18 protein-coding genes are annotated in these 18578 nt (G+C 61.9%); 10 read left to right on the top strand and 8 right to left on the bottom strand.

Translation table 11 applies throughout. The features are described 5' to 3' along the window. The first annotated feature begins 29 nt into the window (after nucleotides 1–29). From BFC21_RS01555 to BFC21_RS01540, 4 genes are read left to right on the top strand one after another with little or no spacing between them, the layout of a single operon-like run. Entirely contained in the window at nucleotides 30–968 is a 939-nt protein-coding gene (locus BFC21_RS01555) for a metal ABC transporter substrate-binding protein (protein WP_088377014.1), read from the top strand. Next, nucleotides 965–1717 carry a metal ABC transporter ATP-binding protein gene (locus BFC21_RS01550; protein WP_088377013.1) on the top strand — a complete coding sequence of 251 codons (753 nt, stop codon included), beginning with the start codon at nucleotides 965–967 and terminating at the stop codon, nucleotides 1715–1717. Before BFC21_RS01555 ends, BFC21_RS01550 begins: the two co-directional genes overlap by 4 nt. Beyond that, the gene (locus tag BFC21_RS01545; protein ID WP_086796244.1) at nucleotides 1717–2616 is read left to right on the top strand and encodes a metal ABC transporter permease; all 900 of its coding nucleotides are present in this window, start codon (nucleotides 1717–1719) and stop codon (nucleotides 2614–2616) included. The genes BFC21_RS01550 and BFC21_RS01545 overlap by 1 nt, the downstream gene beginning before the upstream one ends. Beyond that, the gene (locus tag BFC21_RS01540; protein WP_088377012.1) at nucleotides 2617–3504 is read left to right on the top strand and encodes a metal ABC transporter solute-binding protein, Zn/Mn family; all 888 of its coding nucleotides are present in this window, start codon (nucleotides 2617–2619) and stop codon (nucleotides 3502–3504) included. It begins immediately after the preceding gene. A gap of 114 nt (nucleotides 3505–3618) precedes the next feature. On the opposite strand, the gene lipA is transcribed toward BFC21_RS01540, so the two are convergent. From lipA to BFC21_RS01495, 7 genes are all read right to left on the bottom strand, one after another. Continuing rightward, on the bottom strand, nucleotides 3619–4596 hold the full coding sequence (gene lipA, locus BFC21_RS01530; protein ID WP_088377011.1) for a lipoyl synthase: 978 nt from the start codon (nucleotides 4594–4596) through the stop codon (nucleotides 3619–3621). Nucleotides 4597–4621: 25 nt separating this feature from the next. Continuing rightward, entirely contained in the window at nucleotides 4622–5875 is a 1254-nt protein-coding gene (gene glyA, locus BFC21_RS01525) for a serine hydroxymethyltransferase (RefSeq protein WP_088377010.1), read from the bottom strand. Nucleotides 5876–5923: 48 nt separating this feature from the next. Further along, complete coding sequence (gcvH, locus tag BFC21_RS01520) at nucleotides 5924–6301, bottom strand: glycine cleavage system protein GcvH (protein WP_088377009.1); 378 nt, start codon at nucleotides 6299–6301, stop codon at nucleotides 5924–5926. A gap of 321 nt (nucleotides 6302–6622) precedes the next feature. Continuing rightward, nucleotides 6623–8152 carry a sigma-54-dependent transcriptional regulator gene (locus BFC21_RS01515; protein ID WP_088377008.1) on the bottom strand — a complete coding sequence of 510 codons (1530 nt, stop codon included), beginning with the start codon at nucleotides 8150–8152 and terminating at the stop codon, nucleotides 6623–6625. Nucleotides 8153–8236: 84 nt separating this feature from the next. Further along, nucleotides 8237–9646, bottom strand: coding sequence for a D-serine/D-alanine/glycine transporter (gene cycA / locus BFC21_RS01510; protein WP_016780330.1), 1410 nt, complete (start codon nucleotides 9644–9646; stop codon nucleotides 8237–8239). Nucleotides 9647–10039: 393 nt separating this feature from the next. Beyond that, complete coding sequence (locus tag BFC21_RS01500; protein ID WP_095004088.1) at nucleotides 10040–11365, bottom strand: ATP-binding protein; 1326 nt, start codon at nucleotides 11363–11365, stop codon at nucleotides 10040–10042. Beyond that, complete coding sequence (locus BFC21_RS01495) at nucleotides 11365–12045, bottom strand: response regulator (RefSeq protein ID WP_086796237.1); 681 nt, start codon at nucleotides 12043–12045, stop codon at nucleotides 11365–11367. Before BFC21_RS01495 ends, BFC21_RS01500 begins: the two co-directional genes overlap by 1 nt. 398 nt (nucleotides 12046–12443) lie before the next feature. Between BFC21_RS01495 and dsbD the strand changes: the two genes are divergently transcribed. The 4 genes from dsbD (at nucleotide 12444) to BFC21_RS01475 (ending at nucleotide 16564) form a co-directional block, all read left to right on the top strand. Then, nucleotides 12444–14186, top strand: a complete 1743-nt coding sequence (gene dsbD / locus BFC21_RS01490) for a protein-disulfide reductase DsbD (RefSeq protein ID WP_088377006.1) — start codon at nucleotides 12444–12446, stop codon at nucleotides 14184–14186. Next, complete coding sequence (locus BFC21_RS01485; RefSeq protein ID WP_095004091.1) at nucleotides 14187–15059, top strand: TlpA disulfide reductase family protein; 873 nt, start codon at nucleotides 14187–14189, stop codon at nucleotides 15057–15059. Then, nucleotides 15038–15811, top strand: a complete 774-nt coding sequence (dsbG, locus tag BFC21_RS01480) for a thiol:disulfide interchange protein DsbG (protein WP_088377004.1) — start codon at nucleotides 15038–15040, stop codon at nucleotides 15809–15811. The genes BFC21_RS01485 and dsbG overlap by 22 nt, the downstream gene beginning before the upstream one ends. A 204-nt stretch (nucleotides 15812–16015) precedes the next feature. Further along, nucleotides 16016–16564, top strand: coding sequence for an RNA polymerase factor sigma-70 (locus BFC21_RS01475; RefSeq protein ID WP_016780323.1), 549 nt, complete (start codon nucleotides 16016–16018; stop codon nucleotides 16562–16564). 86 nt (nucleotides 16565–16650) lie between these two features. On the opposite strand, the gene BFC21_RS01470 is transcribed toward BFC21_RS01475, so the two are convergent. Continuing rightward, entirely contained in the window at nucleotides 16651–17442 is a 792-nt protein-coding gene (locus BFC21_RS01470; RefSeq protein WP_088377003.1) for an ABC transporter substrate-binding protein, read from the bottom strand. 188 nt (nucleotides 17443–17630) lie between these two features. Here BFC21_RS01470 and BFC21_RS01465 point away from each other — a divergent pair, with 188 nt between their 5' ends. Beyond that, the gene (locus BFC21_RS01465; RefSeq protein WP_088377002.1) at nucleotides 17631–18173 is read left to right on the top strand and encodes an exonuclease domain-containing protein; all 543 of its coding nucleotides are present in this window, start codon (nucleotides 17631–17633) and stop codon (nucleotides 18171–18173) included. Between the two features lie 78 nt (nucleotides 18174–18251). Continuing rightward, on the top strand, nucleotides 18252–18533 hold the full coding sequence (locus tag BFC21_RS01460) for a pyrimidine/purine nucleoside phosphorylase (RefSeq protein WP_016780320.1): 282 nt from the start codon (nucleotides 18252–18254) through the stop codon (nucleotides 18531–18533). The last annotated feature ends 45 nt before the right edge of the window (nucleotides 18534–18578 follow it).

Genomic DNA, 18578 nt, shown 5'->3' with positions numbered 1-18578 from the left:
CTGCCTGACCTGAGAGAAGACTGCTCGCCATGTCGATTTCATCTGTTCTGCGCCGCCGCACCCTGCTGCTGGCGGCCCTGCTTGCCTGTTGCCTGTCACCGCAGGCCTTTGCCGACACCCCGGCCCCGCTGGCCAAGCCGCTGCGCATCGGCATCACCCTGCACCCCTACTACAGCTATGTGAAAAACATCGTCGGCGACAAGGCCGAGGTGGTGCCGCTGATCCCGGCCGGGTTCAACCCCCACGCCTACGAACCCCGCGCCGAAGACATCAAGCGCATCGGCACCCTGGATGTGATCGTGCTCAACGGCGTGGGCCACGATGACTTCGCCGACCGCATGATCGAAGCCAGCGAAAAACCGCAGATCCCGGTGATCGAGGCCAACCAGAACGTACCCTTGCTGGCCGCCACCGGCAACGCGGCGCGGGGTGCGGGCAAGGTGGTCAACCCGCACACCTTTCTGTCGATCAGCGCCTCGATTGCCCAGGTCAACAACATTGCCCGTGAACTGGGCAAGCTCGACCCGGCCAACGCCAAAACCTACACCGCCAATGCCCGCGCCTACGGCAAGCGCCTGCGCCAGATGCGCGCCGACGCCCTGGCCAAGCTGACCCAGGCGCCCAACGCCGACCTGCGCGTGGCCACGGTGCATGCGGCTTACGACTACCTGTTGCGCGAGTTTGGCCTGGAAGTGACCGCTGTGGTCGAACCTGCCCACGGCATCGAGCCCAGCCCCAGCCAGCTGAAAAAAACCATCGACCAACTGCGCGAACTGGACGTGAAGGTGATCTTCTCCGAGATGGATTTCCCGTCCACTTACGTCGACACCATCCAACGTGAGTCCGGGGTCAGGTTGTACCCGCTGTCGCATATTTCCTATGGCGACTACAGCGCCGACAAGTACGAAAAAGAAATGACCGGCAACCTCGATACTGTGGTGCGGGCAATCCAGGAGGCCGGCGCATGACTGTCGCTGAACACCTGTCGGTCACGGCTTGCGGGCCGGGGGTGGAATTTGACCAGGTGTCCCTGACCCTGGGCCGCACCGCCATTCTCGATCATGTCAGTTTCAGCATCCGCCCCGGCAGCGTGCATGCCCTGGTCGGCCCTAACGGCGGTGGCAAAAGCTCGCTGATCAAGACCCTGCTGGGGCAGATGCCCCATCAGGGCCGCCTGTGCTTGAACTGGCCCGGTGAGCCGGGGTTGATCGGTTATGTACCCCAGGCGCTGGAGTTCGATCGCGGCCTGCCGATGACCGTGGATGATTTTATGGCCGCCATGTGCCAGCGCCGCCCGGCCTTTATGGGGTTGTCGCGCAAGGTCGCTCCAGCCATCGGCGAAGCGCTGGAACGGGTGGGCATGCAAGACAAGCGCAAGCGGCGCATGGGCGCGCTGTCCGGCGGTGAACGCCAGCGGGTGCTGCTGGCCCAGGGGCTGATCCCGGCACCGCAATTGCTGGTACTGGATGAACCCATGTCGGCCCTGGACGAAGCCGGTGCCCAGGTGTTCGAGCGGCTGCTGACGGACTGGCGCCAGGCCGGGGTCACGGTGGTGTGGATCGAGCACGACCTGGCGGCGGTCAAGCGCCTGGCCGAGCGCGTCACCGGTCTCAACCGCCAGGTGCTGTTCGACGGCCCGCCAGAGCAAACCCTGAGCCCCGAGCGTTTGCTCACGCTGTTTTCGACCCACCCCAAGGCGCACGGGAGCACCCTTTGATGAGTTACGAAGCCTTCCGCTTAATGGTTCAGGGCTGGGCATCTGCCGGTTATCTGCCCGAAGTGCTGGCCTATGGTTTTGTGGTCAACGCCCTGCTCGCCGGCCTGCTGATCGGCCCGGTGCTGGGCGGGCTGGGCACACTGGTGGTGGTCAAGCGTTTCGCGTTTTTCTCCGAAGCCGTGGGCCATGCCGCACTCACCGGCGTGGCCATCGGTATCCTCTTGGGTGAACCCTACACCGGGCCCTATGGCAGCCTGTTCGGTTATTGCCTGTTATTCGGCATCTCGCTCAATTACCTGCGCAACCGCACCGGGCTGGCACCGGATACGCTGATCGGCGTGTTCCTGTCGGTGTCCTTGGCCCTGGGCGCCAGCCTGCTGCTGATTCTGGCCGGCAAGATCAACGTGCATATCCTTGAGAACGTGCTGTTCGGTTCGGTACTGACGGTCAACGGCAACGACCTGCTGGTGCTGGCAGTGGTCGGCGCGCTAGTGCTGGGGCTGAGCCTGCCGCTGTACAACCGCATCATGCTGGCCAGCTTCAACCCGCAACTGGCCGCGGTGCGCGGAGTGGCAGTGAAGTCCCTGGACTACCTGTTCGTGATTCTGGTGACGCTGATCACCGTGGCCGCCGTTAAAGTCATCGGCGCGATTCTGGTCGGTGCCCTGCTGGTGATTCCGGCGGCGGCCGCACGTTTGCTCAGCCAGTCGCTGAAGGGGTTTTTCTGGATCTCAGTGCTGATCGCCACCGTCAGCACCCTGTGCGGCATCCTGCTGCCCATCGTGTTTGACCTGCCGATCCCGTCCGGTGCCGCGATCATTCTGATGGCCGGCATCGCCTTCGCCCTCGCCGCCATCGCCCGGGGCGTGGTGCCCAGCCTGAAAGGGAATATTGGATAAATGTTCACTCTGCGCAAATTGACCCTCGCCCTGGCCCTCACCGGCCTGTTGAGCACTCCTGTACTGGCCGAAACCACCGTACTGGCCAGCCTGCCGATTACCTTTGGCTTGAGCGAACTGCTGCTCAAGGACAGCGGCGTGAAACTGCAACGGGCAGCCCCGGCCAACCTGCCGGGCAGCCGCCAAAGCGCCTACTTCAGCGGCCGCGGCGCCCCGGCCCTGCACACGCTGGCCACCGGGGCCGACGCGGTGATCGGCCTGCGCTCGCTGTGGAGCGACGACCCGCTGTACCCGATGGCACGGCGCAGCAACATCCGCATTGTAGAAGTGGACGCGGCGCGCCCGGTGGACGGCAGCCTGCCGGGCATTGCCGTGCAGCCGGGTGCCCACGGCGATGCCCTGAACAGCCAGCCGTGGCTGACCAGCAACAATATGGGGCGCATGGCGGATGTGATCGCGGCTGACCTGGTGCGGTTGGCACCGGATGCCAAACCCCGAATCGAAGCCAACCTGGCGAGCCTCAAACAGCGTTTGCTCAAGCTCAGCGCCGACAGCGAAGCGCAACTGGCCAAGGCAGACAACTTGACTGTGGTGAGCTTGTCCGACCGGCTCGATTACCTGATTGGCGGCTTGAATCTGGAACGGGTTGAGGTGGACCACAAAGGCGACGAGGCCTGGACGCCTGAGGCGTTGCAAGCGCTGAGCCAAACCTTGAAAGACCAGGGTGTGGCGCTGGTGCTGGACCACCGCGAGCCTTCAGCCGAGGTGAAAAAAGCTATTGCCGAGGGCGGCAGCGCGCTGGTGGTGATCGGTGCCGATGGCACCGACCCCGTGGCCGAGTTGCAGGGCAATATGGCTGAGATCATCAAGGCACTGGGTCAAAAGTAAACCCTGTACCTGTGGGAGCGGGCTTGCCCGCGATGGCAGCACCGCGGTGTGACTGGCTGACCGCGCCGTCTGCATCGCGAGCAAGCCCGCTCCCACAGGGATTGTGGCGCCCCGTTAAGCCGATATGCCCCCTTGCACCTGCTTGTCCGCATGATAGGACGAGCGCACCAACGGCCCCGCCGCGACGTTTTTAAAGCCCATGCGCAACCCTTCTTCGGCAAGCCAGGCAAAGCTGTCCGGGTGCACAAACCGTTGCACCGCCAGGTGGCTGCGCGAGGGTTGCAGGTACTGCCCCAGCGTCAGCATGTCGACCTCATGCTCGCGCAGGCGCCGCATGACTTCGAGCACCTCTTCATCCGTCTCACCCAACCCCAGCATCAACCCCGACTTGGTCGGCACATGGGGCACCCGGTGCTTGAAGTGTTGCAGCAAGTCCAATGACCACTCGAAATCCGATCCCGGCCGCGCGGCTTTATACAGCCGGGGCACGGTTTCCAGGTTGTGGTTGAACACATCGGGTGGCTCCTGCGCGGTGATCGCCAGGGCCACGTCCATACGCCCGCGATAATCAGGCACCAGGGTTTCCAGTTGCACACCGGGCGATAGCTTGCGGATTTCGCGCAGGCAGTCGACAAAGTGCTGCGCGCCACCGTCGCGCAAGTCATCACGGTCCACCGAAGTGATCACCACATACTTGAGGCCCAGGTCGGCAATGGCGATGGCGAGGTTTTTCGGTTCGTCCATATCCAGCGGTTTCGGCCGCCCGTGCCCCACGTCGCAGAACGGGCAACGCCGGGTGCAGATATCGCCCATGATCATAAAGGTCGCAGTACCGCCCGAAAAACACTCGCCCAGGTTCGGGCAGGCCGCTTCCTCGCACACGCTGTGCAGCTTGTGTTTGCGCAGCAGCGCCTTGACCCGTGCCACCTCGGGTGAGGTGGCAAGGGGCACGCGGATCCACTCGGGTTTGCGCGGGATATCTTCGGTGGGCAGGATCTTCACCGGGATACGCGCCACCTTCTCGGCACCGCGCAATTTGACCCCGGCCTGCAGGGGCTGCGGGCGGCTGGCTACGGGCTGTTGTGCATTCATGGCGTGGCTCCACACAGGTCTGCAATCAAGCCGAATACACCGGAAACAGGGCGCACAGCTCGCCGACCTGGCGGGCAACCCGGGCCTCAATGGCGGCATCGCCAGGGTGGTCCAGGATGTCGCAGATCCAGGTGGCCAGCGCACGGCACTCGGGGATCTGCAAGCCGCGAGTGGTCACCGCCGGGGTGCCGATACGCAGGCCCGAGGTCACGAACGGCGACTGCGGGTCATTGGGCACGGCGTTCTTGTTGACGGTGATATGGGCACGACCCAACGCTGCGTCGGCGTCCTTGCCGGTAATGCCCTGGCGGATCAGGCTGACCAGAAACAGGTGGTTGTCGGTTCCACCCGAAACCACGTCATAGCCACGCTGCTTGAACACTTCGGCCATCGCCTGGGCGTTCTTGATCACCTGGAACTGGTAGTCCTTGAAGCCCGGCTCCAGCGCTTCCTTGAAGCACACCGCCTTGGCCGCGATCACATGCATCAGCGGCCCGCCCTGCCCACCGGGGAACACCGCAGAGTTGAGCTTTTTTTCCAGGTCGGGGTCGGCCTTGGCCAATATCAGCCCACCCCGAGGGCCGCGCAGGGTCTTGTGGGTAGTGGTGGTGACGACATCGGCGTAAGGCAGCGGGTTGGGATACAAGCCAACCGCCACCAGCCCGGCGACATGGGCCATGTCCACAAACAGATAGGCCCCGACCTTGTCGGCAATGGCACGAAAACGCGGGAAATCCAGGGTCTTGGAGTAGGCCGAGAACCCGGCCACGATCATTTTTGGCCGGTGCTCCAGGGCCAGGCGCTCGACCTCGTCATAGTCGATCAGGCCATTGGCATCGATGCCGTATTGCACCGCGTTGTACAGCTTGCCCGAGGAGCTGACCCTGGCGCCGTGGGTCAGGTGGCCGCCGTGGGCCAGGCTCATGCCCAGAAGGGTGTCGCCCGCTTGCAGCAATGCCAGATACACCGCAGCGTTGGCCTGTGAACCGGAGTGCGGCTGAACGTTGGCATAGCCTGCGCCGAACAGCTCCTTGGCGCGATCGATGGCCAGTTGCTCGACCACATCAACATGCTCGCAGCCACCGTAATAGCGCTTGCCCGGGTAGCCTTCGGCGTACTTGTTGGTCAGCTGGGTGCCCTGGGCCTGCATCACTTGCGGGCTGGTGTAGTTCTCCGAGGCGATCAGCTCGATATGCTCTTCCTGGCGTTGCGCCTCGCGGGTGATGGCATCGAACAGGGCCGGGTCGAAATCGGACAGGGTCAGGCTTTTATGGAACATGGGGGTTTCCTTTTTATTAGAGGTTCAAGCAATGCCTGCGGGGCGATATCAGCTGTTTGCGGCGACGAAAGCGTCATAGGCCTGCGGGTCCAGCAGGTCGTTGAAAGCCGACATGTCTTCGATGCGAATACGGAAAAACCAGCCTTCGCCCAGCGGCGAGGCATTGACCCGTGCGGGGTCATCGAGCAGCGCCGCGTTAACGGCCACCACCTCGCCGGTCAGGGGCATGGCGATCGTGCTGGCTGCCTTTACGGACTCCACGACCGCCACTTCATGACCGGCGTTGAAAGCCCCCAAGTCGGGTAGCTGCACAAACACCACATCGCCCAATGCCTGCTGGGCAAAGTCAGTAATACCGACCGTCAACTCGCCAGACGCCTCCAGGCGCAGCCATTCGTGTTCAGGGGTAAAGCGCAGAGTGCTCATGGACGTTTCTCTTGTTATCAGTGTGTCCTGATGCAGGACGGACAGGCGCAACTGACAGGACAAGAGCAAGGGCAATGCCAACTTTTAAAAATCTCTTAATATCAATTACTTAAACAAAAAAGAAACCCTTGTAATGAAGGCAGTGGAGCGAAACTGCTCCAGCCCTGGAGAAGATCTGGCAGGTTGATCCCGCCAGGGCGGGGTCAGGGCGGGCACGGAGCGAAATCATTCCGCTGGAGCAGAATCACACCACTGGAACCAGCGCAAACTACCCGAACTGAATGTAGCCGCTGCCCAGCGGCTACAGTTCAGCAGTGCGGGTTACGAGCGCGAGGCGATCCCGTACTTGCGCAACCGCTGGCCTATAGCGGTATGCGACGTCTGCAAGCGCGAGGCCAACTGCCGGGTCGACGGATAGGCCGTGTAGTAACGCTCCAGCAAGGCTTTTTCAAACCCCTGCATCGCCTCCTCCAGGCTGGTCACTTCTGCGCTGGCGGACTTGTGCGCAGTCAGCTCGGTGCCCGCCAGTTCCAGATCACCGCAATCAATCACGTTGCCCTCGCTGGTGGCTGCCGCGCGGAAGATCACGTTCTGCAGTTGCCGCACATTGCCCGCCCAGCGATTGCCCAGCAGCAGCGGATGGGTCGCCACAGCCAGTTGACAGGGTGAGCGGTGGATCTGCTCGCAGGCCTGGCGCAAAAAGTGCTCGGCCAGCAGCAGGATATCCATGCCACGCTCGCGCAAAGGCGGCACCAGCAGGTTGAGGACGTTGAGGCGGTAATACAGATCCTCGCGGAAGGTGCCTTCGCGCACCATGCGTTCCAGGTCGCGGTGGGTCGCGCAGAGCACCCGTACATTGACCCGCACTTCGCGTTCGCCGCCAATCCGCCGAAAGCAGCCGTCACTGAGAAACCGCAGCAGCTTGGCTTGCAGGTACGGTGACATCTCCCCCACTTCATCGAGAAACACCGTGCCACGGTCTGCCAACTCCAGCAGCCCCGGCTTGCCGCCACGCTGGGCACCGGTAAAGGCCCCGGCGGCGTAACCGAACAGCTCGCTTTCGGCCAGGCTCTCGGGCAGCGCAGCACAGTTCAAGGCCAGGAACGACGCATCGCGGCGGGCACTCATGGCATGGCAGGCATGGGCCACCAGCTCTTTGCCCGTGCCGGTTTCACCCTGGATCAGCAGCGGCGCATCCAGGCTCGCCACTTTGTGCAACCGGGTCTTGAGCTCTTCCAGCACCGCCGACTTGCCCAGCAAGGCATCCAGCCCTTCAGCCGGGTCGCGCAACAAGGACGCCAACCGCTCGCCGATACGGCTCGGCGGGTACAGGGTCAGCAGGCCGCCCACCAGAACCTCCGCGCCGCCGCTGATGGGCGTGGCATCGAGCAGCAGGTCGCGCCCCTTGAAGCTCACTTCGCACATGGGCAGGCGAAAGCCTTTATCGATCAGGGTGCGGGCCAGGTCAGGGGCTGCGAACAGATTCGACAGCGGCTCACCGGTGGGGTCGCTGCCATAAAGGTCCGTCAGCCCGGGGTTGGCCAGCAGTACGCAGCCATCGGGATCCACCGCCATCACCGGGTCGCTCATGGCGGCCAGCAGGGCCTCCAGCTGCAGGCGGCGGCGCTGCCCGGGGAGGATGTCCACCAGATCAACAGCCTGCACCCCTGTTACCCCCAGCAAAGCGTGGTGGAGTTCGTCCAGCACCTTTTGCGACAGGGTGGGGGCATCGATATAGACATTCGGCGGGCTCATCTCCACCGCGTCCAGGTTGAGATTGCGCGCGCCCAGCAGCATCAGGATTTCCTGGGTAATGCCGACGCGGTCTTTGAACGTAACGTGAATTCGCATGGCTATCGCTCCCTGACAACAAACAACGAGGGGCGGCACACCTTGTGCCGCCCCCCGGGCAAAATCAATGTCGTGAAGCGGCCATCAGTCGGTCTGGCAAGCCAGGTCCGCAGCCTCCTGCTTGTTGCGCAGCACCGAGCGATAGCCCAGGCCCAGCACCACGAACCACAGCGGCACCATGTACAGCGCCTGGCGAGTGTCATCTTCCAGGGCCAACAAGGTCAGGATAAACACGAAGAAGGTCAGGCACACCCAGACCATGACCTTGCCGCCGGGCATCTTGTACTTCGAGGCACGGTGCAGGTGATCGCGCTTTTTGCGATAGGCCAGGTAGGACAGCAGGATCATGGTCCACACGAACATGAACAAGGTGGCCGATACCGTGGTGATCAGGGTGAAGGCCTCCATCAGGTTGGGCACCACATAAATCACCAGCGCCCCGGCCAGCAGGCAGATACAGGAGAAGATCAGGCCATTGGACGGCACTGCACGGCGCGACAGGTTCTTGAACTTGCTCGGGGCATCGCCGTCCATTGCCAGGCCGAACAGCATGCGGCTGGTGGAGAACACGCCGCTGTTGGCCGAAGACGCCGCCGAGGTCAGCACCACGAAGTTGATGATACCGGCGGCGGCGGGCAGACCGGCGAGCATGAACAGTTCCACGAACGGGCTCTTGTCAGCCACCACATCACGCCACGGGGTGACCGCCAGGATCGCAATCAACGCAAACACATAGAACATGATGATGCGCAGCGGAATCGAGTTGATCGCCCGTGGCAGGTTGCGCTCCGGGTTTTTGGTCTCAGCGGCGGTGGTGCCCACCAGCTCAATGCCCACGAACGCAAATACGGCAATCTGGAAACCGGCGAAGAAGCCCATCAGGCCGTGGGGGAACATGCCGCCGTCATTCCACAGGTTGGCCATAGAGGCCGAGTTACCGGTGGGCGACTGGAACGCCGTGGTCACCATATACAGCCCGGTGCAGACCAGCGCGCAGATGGCCACGATCTTGATCATGGCGAACCAGAACTCCAGCTCGCCGAACATCTTCACCGTGATCAGGTTCAGTGACAGCAAAAGCGCGACGCAGCCGATGGCAGGCAGCCAAAGCGGGATGTCGGGGAACCAGAAGTGGGTGTAGCCGGAGATGGCAATCACATCGGCGATACCGGTCACGATCCAGCAGAACCAGTAGGTCCAGCCAGTGAAGTAACCGGCCATCGGGCCCAGCAGGTCTGCGGAAAAGTCGATAAAGGATTTGTACTTGAGGTTGGATAGCAGCAGCTCGCCCATGGCGCGCATCACGAAAAACAACATGAAACCGATAATCATGTAGACGAAGATGATCGAAGGACCTGCGAGGCTGATGGTCTTGCCCGAGCCCATGAACAGACCGGTACCGATGGCACCGCCAATGGCAATCAGCTGGATATGACGGTTGGACAGGCTGCGTTGCAGTTCCGGTTCTGGGGTATCAGGTCGGTGATTTTGCATGAATCATCCTCTTTTATTGTTCTTGTACGGGGTCCCTGGACCCGATAAACATCATGTTTACCAGGAGCGGACCAAGGGACATGAGCACGTTCTGTGCCAGCCTCGTACAAGCGGTCAAGCGGGCCGTTTATGCGCCGTGGAGTCTGTGTTTGTGTGTAAAGGAATCACTCCACCAAATACCGTTTATGGATGATTCGCTGGAGCGCGGGTACTGTAAACCATGCTCCAACTGAAGTTGTAACGAAATCAGTCCATTGGAGCGTATTCGTACCGTTGCCGGCCTGAGGGGCTTTTTTGCGGGAGCGGGCTTGCTCGCGATGGCATGGCCTCGACCGACCTGCAAGACCGCGTTGCCTGTATCGCGAGCAAGCCCGCTCCCACAGATGATACGCCTCACGCGCTCCTTTTCAGCGGCATGCGCAATTCAACCCGCAAGCCATCGGGCTGGCTGTCGAAGCTCAGTTCACAGCGACAACGCTCGACAATCGCCTGCACGATCGCCAGGCCAAGGCCGCATCCATTGCTGTTGCCATTGCGCCAGAAGCGCTGGGTCATGTGCTGCAGGGTTTCGGCAGGGATGCCGGGGCCGTGGTCACGCACCTGGTATTTGACCTGCGGGCCGTCCACGCTCACCGTCAATTCCACCTGGGTACCCGCCGGGGTGTGGCGCAAGGCGTTGTCCAGCAAGTTGCGCAGCGCAGCGATGGCCAGTACCGAAGGCACCTCAAGCGCCGTAGCCGGCAGATCGGGCGGCAGGTGCAGGCGGATCCGCTCACCCTCGCCCGCCGCCGCATCGTGGACCGCGAAATGCGCCACTTGCCCGGCCGAGCAATTGACCCCGTCATCAAACGACAGGCTACCCTCGACCCGCGCCAGCAGCAGCAATTGCTCCAGGGTGCGGTGCAGGCGGTCGGCACCCGCCTCGGCATGGGCCAGCGACTGTTCACGGGCCTCCCCGTCAGTCATGCGCGCCACTTGCAGGTGGGTCTTGATCGCGGTCAGCGGGCTACGCAGTTCGTGGGCGGCATCCCCGGTGAGGCGGCGCTCGCGCTCGATGGTCCTGGCGATACGGGCAAACAGCTGGTTCTGGGAATCGAGCAACGGTTTCAGTTCGCTGGGCAGCGGTGAAATGTGCAACGGCTGCAAGGAGTCGGCATCGCGGCGCATCAGGGCATCACGCATGCGGCTGAGCGGCGCCAGCCCCTGGCCGATCCCCAGCCACAGCAGCAGCAAGCAGACAATCAGCGCCATGCCCACTGGCACCGAGGCCGCCAGCAGCACCGACAGGTTCAAGGCCTCGCGCTCGACCTGGCGGTCAGCCGTGGTGATGCGCACATCACCGCGGTCCAGGGTGAAGGTGCGCCAGGTGGCGCCGTCGATGACCTGATCATGAAAACCCGCCGCCTGGGACTGCATCGGCTGGTCCGGGTTGTTGTGGCTGCGGGCCAGGATCTCGCCGCGCAAGGAGCTGACCTGGCACGCCATGCCGCCGGGGATGGTCAGTTGCTCGGCACTGAAATGGGTGCCCTCGCCTTTAACCGGCAATTGCGGCAACTGCTCCAGCAACCCGGCGACCATGCGTGCCGAAGCCACCAGGCGCTGGTCGAGGGAAAACATCATCTGCTGACGCAGGTCGCTGAGCATCCAGGCTGCCGCCAGGGCCCAGACCAGCACAAACGCCGAACCGATGGTCAGGCTCAACCGCAGGCGCAGGCTCATCACGCTTGGGGCTCTGCGCCATCGGCAGGGCCCAGGCGATAGCCCAGGCCGCGCACGGTTTCGACAATGCCGTTGCCCAACTTGCGCCGCAGGTGATGGATATGCACGTTCAGGGCATTGCTCTCCAGTTCATCACCAAAGCCGTAGATGCTGTCCTTGAGCTGTTCGCTGGACAAGACCCGGCCACGGTTGTGCAACAGCGCCTGGAGCAGCGCCTGTTCGCGGCGGGACAAGTCCACCGGCTGGCCCGCCAGCAAGGTCACGCGGCTGCTGGGGTCGTAGCTCAGGGGGCCATGCTCGATCAGGTTGACGCTGCGCCCGGCCACCCGGCGCAGCAAGGTGTGCAGGCGGGCAGCCAGTTCGCGCAGGTCAAATGGCTTGAGCAGGTAGTCGTCGGCCCCGGCCTGCAGGCCGTCCACACGGTCAGTGACCGAATCACGGGCGGTCAGGATCAGCACCGGCAACTCAAGGCCCTGCTGACGCAGCTGTTGCAGCAACTTGAGGCCATCTTCATCGGGCAGGCCCAGGTCGAGCACCATCACATCGAACTCGGCGGCCTTGAGCATGGCCCGTGCGGCACCGGCACTGGCCACATGTTCCACCGTCAGGCCCTGGGCCGTCAGCCCGGCCTTGATGCCGCTGGCAATCAGTTCGTCGTCTTCGCAAACCAGTACATGCATGCTGATACCCGCGTAAATGAGCCGATTAAAAGGTCGTGGGATTAAGGGCGGATTATGCCGTGGAGCCACACATCATGCCCCCTGACGGCGCCACCCGGCGTTATATATGTAGTGCACAGCACTTCAAATCCAGCCCTACCCTGAACGCCAGTCCATCTCCACTCAAAAGGAATTTGTATGCTGGTATTCACTGATGAATTTTCCTGACCCCTCGAAGGGCTGCCCACCTACACCCTGCTTCATGAAAAAGGCATGCGCCTTTATAACCTCGGGGCTTTGAAGCATGCCGAACAGTTTTTGCAGTTGACCCGGCAAACATTGAAGCGGGCAAGTATTAACACTCGGTTAATCGACACCCCCCAAGGTGGGCTCTATTCGTAAACACCAAGGTCTGGCGCATGTCTCGTTTGTTTGTTTTTTTCTTGTTGATGTTCACGGGTTTTAGCCAGGCATACGCCAGTGAAGACCCGTTTGCACAACAAGCTGACTTTTTGCCGGTAGGCAAGGCGTTTGTATTCAGCAGCGAGCACCTGCCCTCCGGCGAGACCCGCCTGCAGTGGAAGATTGCCGACACCTACTATCTGTATAAAAAACGTTTCAGATTTGACGGGCTTGACGCCGCGCACACGCCTGTATTGCCGCAAGGGCTGGAACACAGCGATGAGTTTTTTGGCGCCACCCAAGTGTATCGCGACAGCGTTGCAATCGTGATCCCGGCGGGAGCCAGCGGTCAGGTCAAGGTCAGTTGGCAAGGCTGCGCCGATGCCGGCCTGTGCTACCCACCACAAAGCCAGACCGTCGATTTGGGCGGCACCTTGGCAACCAGCGTGCAGGGTCAGGCCCAGGACCAGTCACTGGCGACCACATTGCAACAGCGCTCATTAGGCTGGAGCCTGCTGCTGTTCTTCGGTTTGGGCCTGCTGCTGGCCTTTACGCCGTGCTCGCTGCCCATGCTGCCGATTCTAGCCGGGCTGGTAGTGGGCAGTGGCGCCACGGCCGGGCGCGGTTTTGCCGTGGCCGGCAGCTATGTGATCAGCATGGCAATGGTCTATGCCGGGCTGGGTGTACTGGCGGCGCTGCTGGGCGCCAACTTGCAGGCCCTGCTGCAACAACCCTGGCTGCTGGGCAGTTTCGCCGCGCTGTTCGTGATACTGGCGCTGCCGATGTTCGGCTTTTTCGAGCTGCAATTGCCCGCCGCCCTGCGCGACCGCCTGGAAACTGCCGGGCGCGGCCGCAAAGGCGGCAGCTTGTTGGGTGCAGGTATTTTGGGGGCCCTCTCGGGCTTGCTGGTAGGCCCCTGCATGACCGCGCCGCTGGCAGGTGCCCTGCTGTATATCGCGCAAAGCGGCAATGCGGTTGAAGGCGGCTTGGTGCTGTTTGTAATGGGCCTGGGCATCGGTGTGCCGCTGTTGTTGCTGGTGACCGTGGGCAGCCGCTTCCTGCCCAAGCCAGGTGCGTGGATGAACCTGATGAAGGGCCTGTTCGGTTTCCTGTTCCTGGGCACCGCGTTGTTGCTGGTGCGCCCGGTGCTCGCCGAGTCGTTGTGGCTGGGCCTGTGGGGCGTGCTGCTGATCGTGCTGGCCTGCAGCCTGTGGCAACAGGCGCAGGTATTCCTGCGCGCCAGACCACTGTTCAGCCCGCTCAGCCTGCTGGCAGGCTTGTGGGGCAGCCTGTTGCTGGTGGGCGCCGCCGGGGGCGCTACCGAGCTGTGGCAACCCCTGCAGGTGTATACCGCCAAAACCGTGGCAGGCGCTTCGGCCAGTACCGCCCATGACACCTTTATCACCCTCAAGGACCCGGCCAGCCTCGACCGCGAGCTGGCCAGCGCCAAGGCCCAGGGCCAATGGGTAATGCTCGATTACTACGCCGACTGGTGCGTGTCGTGCAAGGTCATGGAAAAACAGGTATTTGCCAAACCCCAGGTGATGGATGCCCTGCAAGGCGTGCGCTTGTTGCGTCTTGACGTGACCGCCGATAATGTCGCCAGCCGCGAGCTGCTCAGCCGTTATAAAGTACCCGGCCCGCCCAGTTTCGTCTGGATCGGCCCCAATGGTGTTGAGCGTCGTGGGCAGCGCATCACTGGCGAAGTCAACGCCCAGACCTTTTTGAATAACTGGAACGCCACTCGGGAACTCCTCTAAATGCTCACCCTGACCATCGGTTCGTTTGCGTTGGCCATCAATCACTTGCTGCTGATCCTGGCCCTTGCCCTGGCGACACTGGTGGGCTGGCGGGTGGCCAAGCGCGGTGGCGAAAACCCCGAGTCGGTGTTGTTCAGCCTGTTTCTGCTGGGCCTGCTGGCCGCACGGGTTGGTTTTGTACTCAGCTACTGGCGCTACTTCAAGGACGACCCGCTGCAAATTCTCGACCTGCGCGATGGTGGTTTTTTGCTGTGGCCAGGGCTGTTGGCAGTGCTGGGCGGTGCCCTGGTGTGGGGCTGGCGGCGCGTCGGGTTGCGCCGTCCCCTGGGCTGGGGGCTGGCCAGCGGACTGGCGTTCTGGCTGCTGGCCAGCCTTTCAAGCAACCTCTACGAAAAAGGCACGCGCCTGCCGGAGCTGGTGTTGCGCAATGCCAATGGCGAGTCGGTGCAGTTGAGCAGTTACCAGGGCGGCCCGCTGGTGATCAACCTGTGGGCCACCTGGTGCCCGCCGTGCCGCCGGGAAATGCCGGTGCTGCAAAACGCCCAGCACGAGCATCAGAACGTGACGTTCCTGTTCGTCAATCAGGGTGAAAGCATGCAGAGCGTCAGCACTTTTCTGGAAACCCAAGGCTTGAACCTGAGCAACGTGCTGTTCGACAGCGGCGGCCAATTGGCACAAAAGGTCGGTTCGATGGCCCTGCCGACTACGCTGTTCTATAGCGCGGATGGCCGGCTGCTGGGCAGCCATTTGGGCGAGCTGTCAAAAGCCAGCCTGGCCCGGGCGATGGAGCCTTTTAACCTGAACACTTCAATGTCGGCCCAACAGGCCGACCCTGCCAGGAATCAGCACACATGTTTAACCGCAAACTGCTAACCCTGAGCATGGCTACCCTGCTGGGTGCCGCGCTCCTGCAATCGCCTGCGCTGCAAGCCGAAGAGCTGCCGCCGGCAATCAAGAAGATTGAAGCCAAGGGCGCCAAGATCATCGGCAGTTTCGATGCCCCCGGCGGCTTGCGTGGTTACGCCGCCCAGTACCAGAACCGCGGCATGGCGCTGTACCTGACCCCCGACGGCAACGTTCTGGTGGGTAACCTGTATGACGCCGACGGCAAGGACTTGAGCCTGGCCCCCCTGCAAAAGCTGGTGTACGAGCCAATGGCCAAGCAGGTATGGGCCGAGATGGAAAAGAGTAACTGGATTGCTGACGGCAAGGCCGATGCACCGCGTATCGTGTACCTGTTCAGCGACCCGAACTGCCCGTATTGCAACATGTTCTGGGAGCAGGCCCGCCCCTGGGTCGACTCGGGCAAGGTGCAATTGCGCCATATCATGGTGGGCATCATCCGCGAAGACAGCCCGGCCAAATCCGCCGCTCTGCTGGCCGCCAAGGACCCGCAGCAAGCCCTGCACGAGCACGAAAAAGCCGGCAAGGCCAGCACCCTCAAGCCCCTGGCCAAAATCCCGGCAGACGTACAGGCCAAGCTCGATGCCAACGCGCAGTTGATGGAGCAACTGGATGTGGCGGCCACCCCGGCCATTTTCTATCTCGACGAAAAAGGCAACCTGCAACAGCAGCAAGGCGCGCCGTCGCCGGACAAGCTGGTGCAGATCCTCGGGCCCAAGTAAAACCCGCAGGCTGCGATCCCCGGGGCACGGGATCGCAGCCTCCCCAGCGCCGGCGTGAGCCAGGTCTCAGTTCGCCCTTTTAAGGTGCGATTAATTCTGTTTCTCAATTGACAATCATTATCATTAAGCCTAGCTTGTGAACAGCTGTGTAGGACGCCTCCCACGAAGAGGTCCTCACTCACTCATTCGCAGCAGGTGATCTCCATGACGGAACCCATGTCCACAGGCAAGTGCGACTCACCCCTACTTCAAGCCTTTGTCGATAACCGGCTGGTGCTGGTCAAAATTGCAGCCCGCATCACCGGCTGCCGCTACAGGGCTGAAGATGTGGTGCAGGATGCCTTCTTCCGTTTGCAGTCCGCACCGCAGATCACCTCCTCCTTCAAGGCCCAGCTCAGTTACCTGTTCCAGATCGTGCGCAACCTGGCGATCGACCACTACCGCAAGCAGGCGCTGGAGCAAAAATACTCGGGCACCGAAGAAGAAGGCCTCAATGTGGTGATCCACGGCGCTTCGCCGGAAGCCTCGCTGATCAATTTCTCGACCCTGGAACATATCGCGGTGGCGCTCACTGAGTTGCCGAGCCGCACCCGCTATGCCTTCGAGATGTATCGCCTGCACGGCGTGCAGCAAAAGGACATCGCCAAGGAACTGGGCGTGTCGCCGACCCTGGTCAACTTCATGATTCGCGATGCCTTGATCCATTGCCGCGAAGTGTCGGGCACCCACGCCGATACCTACGCGCGGCGTTGATACTGCTGCGCCAACAAAGGCTGGCATAACCTGTAGCCGCTGCCGAAGGCTGCGATCGGCGGCGAAGCAGGCGCAAAATTCCCTCCCTACATCCCCACCACGGCAATCTTGTAAGGCGCAAAAATGGCTTGCAGCTGGCCGTTGTCACGCAGCTTTTGCATCATCTGGGCAAAATTGCGGCTCTGGATTGGCGCTCCTGGCCGCAGCAAGGCGTAATGACGATAGGTCTGGTCGACCCGCTCGGACACCATCACCCGCGAACGGGTCTCAGGGTCGCTGCGCAACATCTCGATCAGGTTGGAGCGGGTCATCAAGGCAATATCCGCACGACCACGCAACACCATCAACAGATTGCTTTCGTGGGAATAGGTCAGGGTTGCCGCAAACGTTTCGGCAAGGTACTTGGGTGCCGAGTTGAACCCAGCAAAGGCGTAGTGATAGCCGCTGAACAGCGCAAGGCGCTTGCCACTCAAATCATCAAAATAGCTTTGCTGACGATCAGGCTGCTGGCGGGCAACAAACACTTCAGCGTCTTCCAGCCCCATATCAACGGCAACGTAAGAGAACGCCTGCCAGCCCCAGGCCGGGTTCTCGAACATCAGCATGTCCACCCGCCCCCGCTCGAAATCGCGCACACGTCGCGGCACAGAACTGGGTACCAGGACAAATCGGTAGTCGTCCTGCAACTGGTTGAGGGCATCGAGCAGTTGCGACAGCAAGCCGGTGTCGACGCCGCGTTCGGGGCGTACGGTATACGGCGGAAAATGCGCAGCACCCACCCGTACTTCCTGGGCGCACCACACCGGTGTCAGCCAGACCATACCGAGGGTCAGCAACAGGCTGTGGGCCAACTGTAGCGGCGAACACTTCAAAACCATACGCACCTGACGCCGCCCCGGGCTGGAACTTATTGATCGACACGCGACCTGAGATCGGGCACGCACATCATTAAAGCGCATATAGACTAGCAAGCAAGCGCCCTGCCGGCCCACTACAAAATAAGCGCCTGGCCCCGGGTTTTAGCTACGCTCCCACTTCACGCCGATGCTGTTAAAGGAAGCTGCACATGCCTCACTGGCTGGTAATTGACCTGGAAGCCACTACCGATGATGGCGGCTGGCCCCTGGAGGAAATGGAAGTGATTGAAATCGGCGCCAGCGTGGTGACCCGCGCAGGCCGCGAAGTGGATCATTTCCAGCGCTTCATTCGCCCGCAACGGCGCCCTCTGTTGACGCCATTTTGCCGCCAACTGACCCGCATCACCCAGGCCAATATTGATACGGGGGCACCGATGGCGCAGGTGTGGGAACAGTTCGAACGCTGGCTGGGCCAGCACCTGCCCAAACTGGAAGGCTGGGCCAGCTGGGGCGAATACGACCGCAAGCAACTGGAGCAGGAATGGCGCCAGCAACACCTGCACAGCGCCCTGCAGCAATTGCCGCACATGAACCTCAAGCAGCAATTTGCCAGGGCCCGCCAGTTAAAGCAGCCGCTGGGCCTTAACAGCGCCCTGCAACTGGCCGGGATGCAGTTCAGTGGCCAGCAGCACCGGGCGCTGGAAGACGCGCGTAATACCGCGCGTTTATTGCCGCTGGTGCTCAAGGGCTAGGGCCACAAAAGGGCGTGACGGGATAAAACCGCTTCTGCATACTGGCCAGCCCTTTTTAGCCCATTCCGAGGAATCGCCATGTTTAAAGTCAACGAATACTTCGACGGCACCGTCAAGTCGATTGCCTTCGCCCAAACCGAAGGCAAGGCCACCATTGGCGTCATGGCTGCGGGCGAATACGAGTTCGGTACTGCCGAACGTGAAATCATGCATGTGGTCTCGGGCGAGCTGAGCGTCAAGCTGCCGGGCAGTAGCGAGTATGAAACCTTCAAGACCGGCAGCCAGTTCAATGTGCCGGCCAACAGCAAGTTCCAGCTCAAGGTCGCAGTGGATACCGCTTACCTGTGTGAGTACCGCTAAGGCCAAACCCCTGTGGGAGCGGGCTTGCTCGCGATGGCAGCACCG

Origin of the sequence: Pseudomonas sp. TMW 2.1634, assembly GCF_001703595.1 — a bacterium.
GTDB classification, from domain to species: domain Bacteria; phylum Pseudomonadota; class Gammaproteobacteria; order Pseudomonadales; family Pseudomonadaceae; genus Aquipseudomonas; species Aquipseudomonas fragi.
The sequence above is the reverse complement of the archived record's forward strand: the minus strand, read 5'-3'. Positions and strand labels throughout refer to the sequence as shown.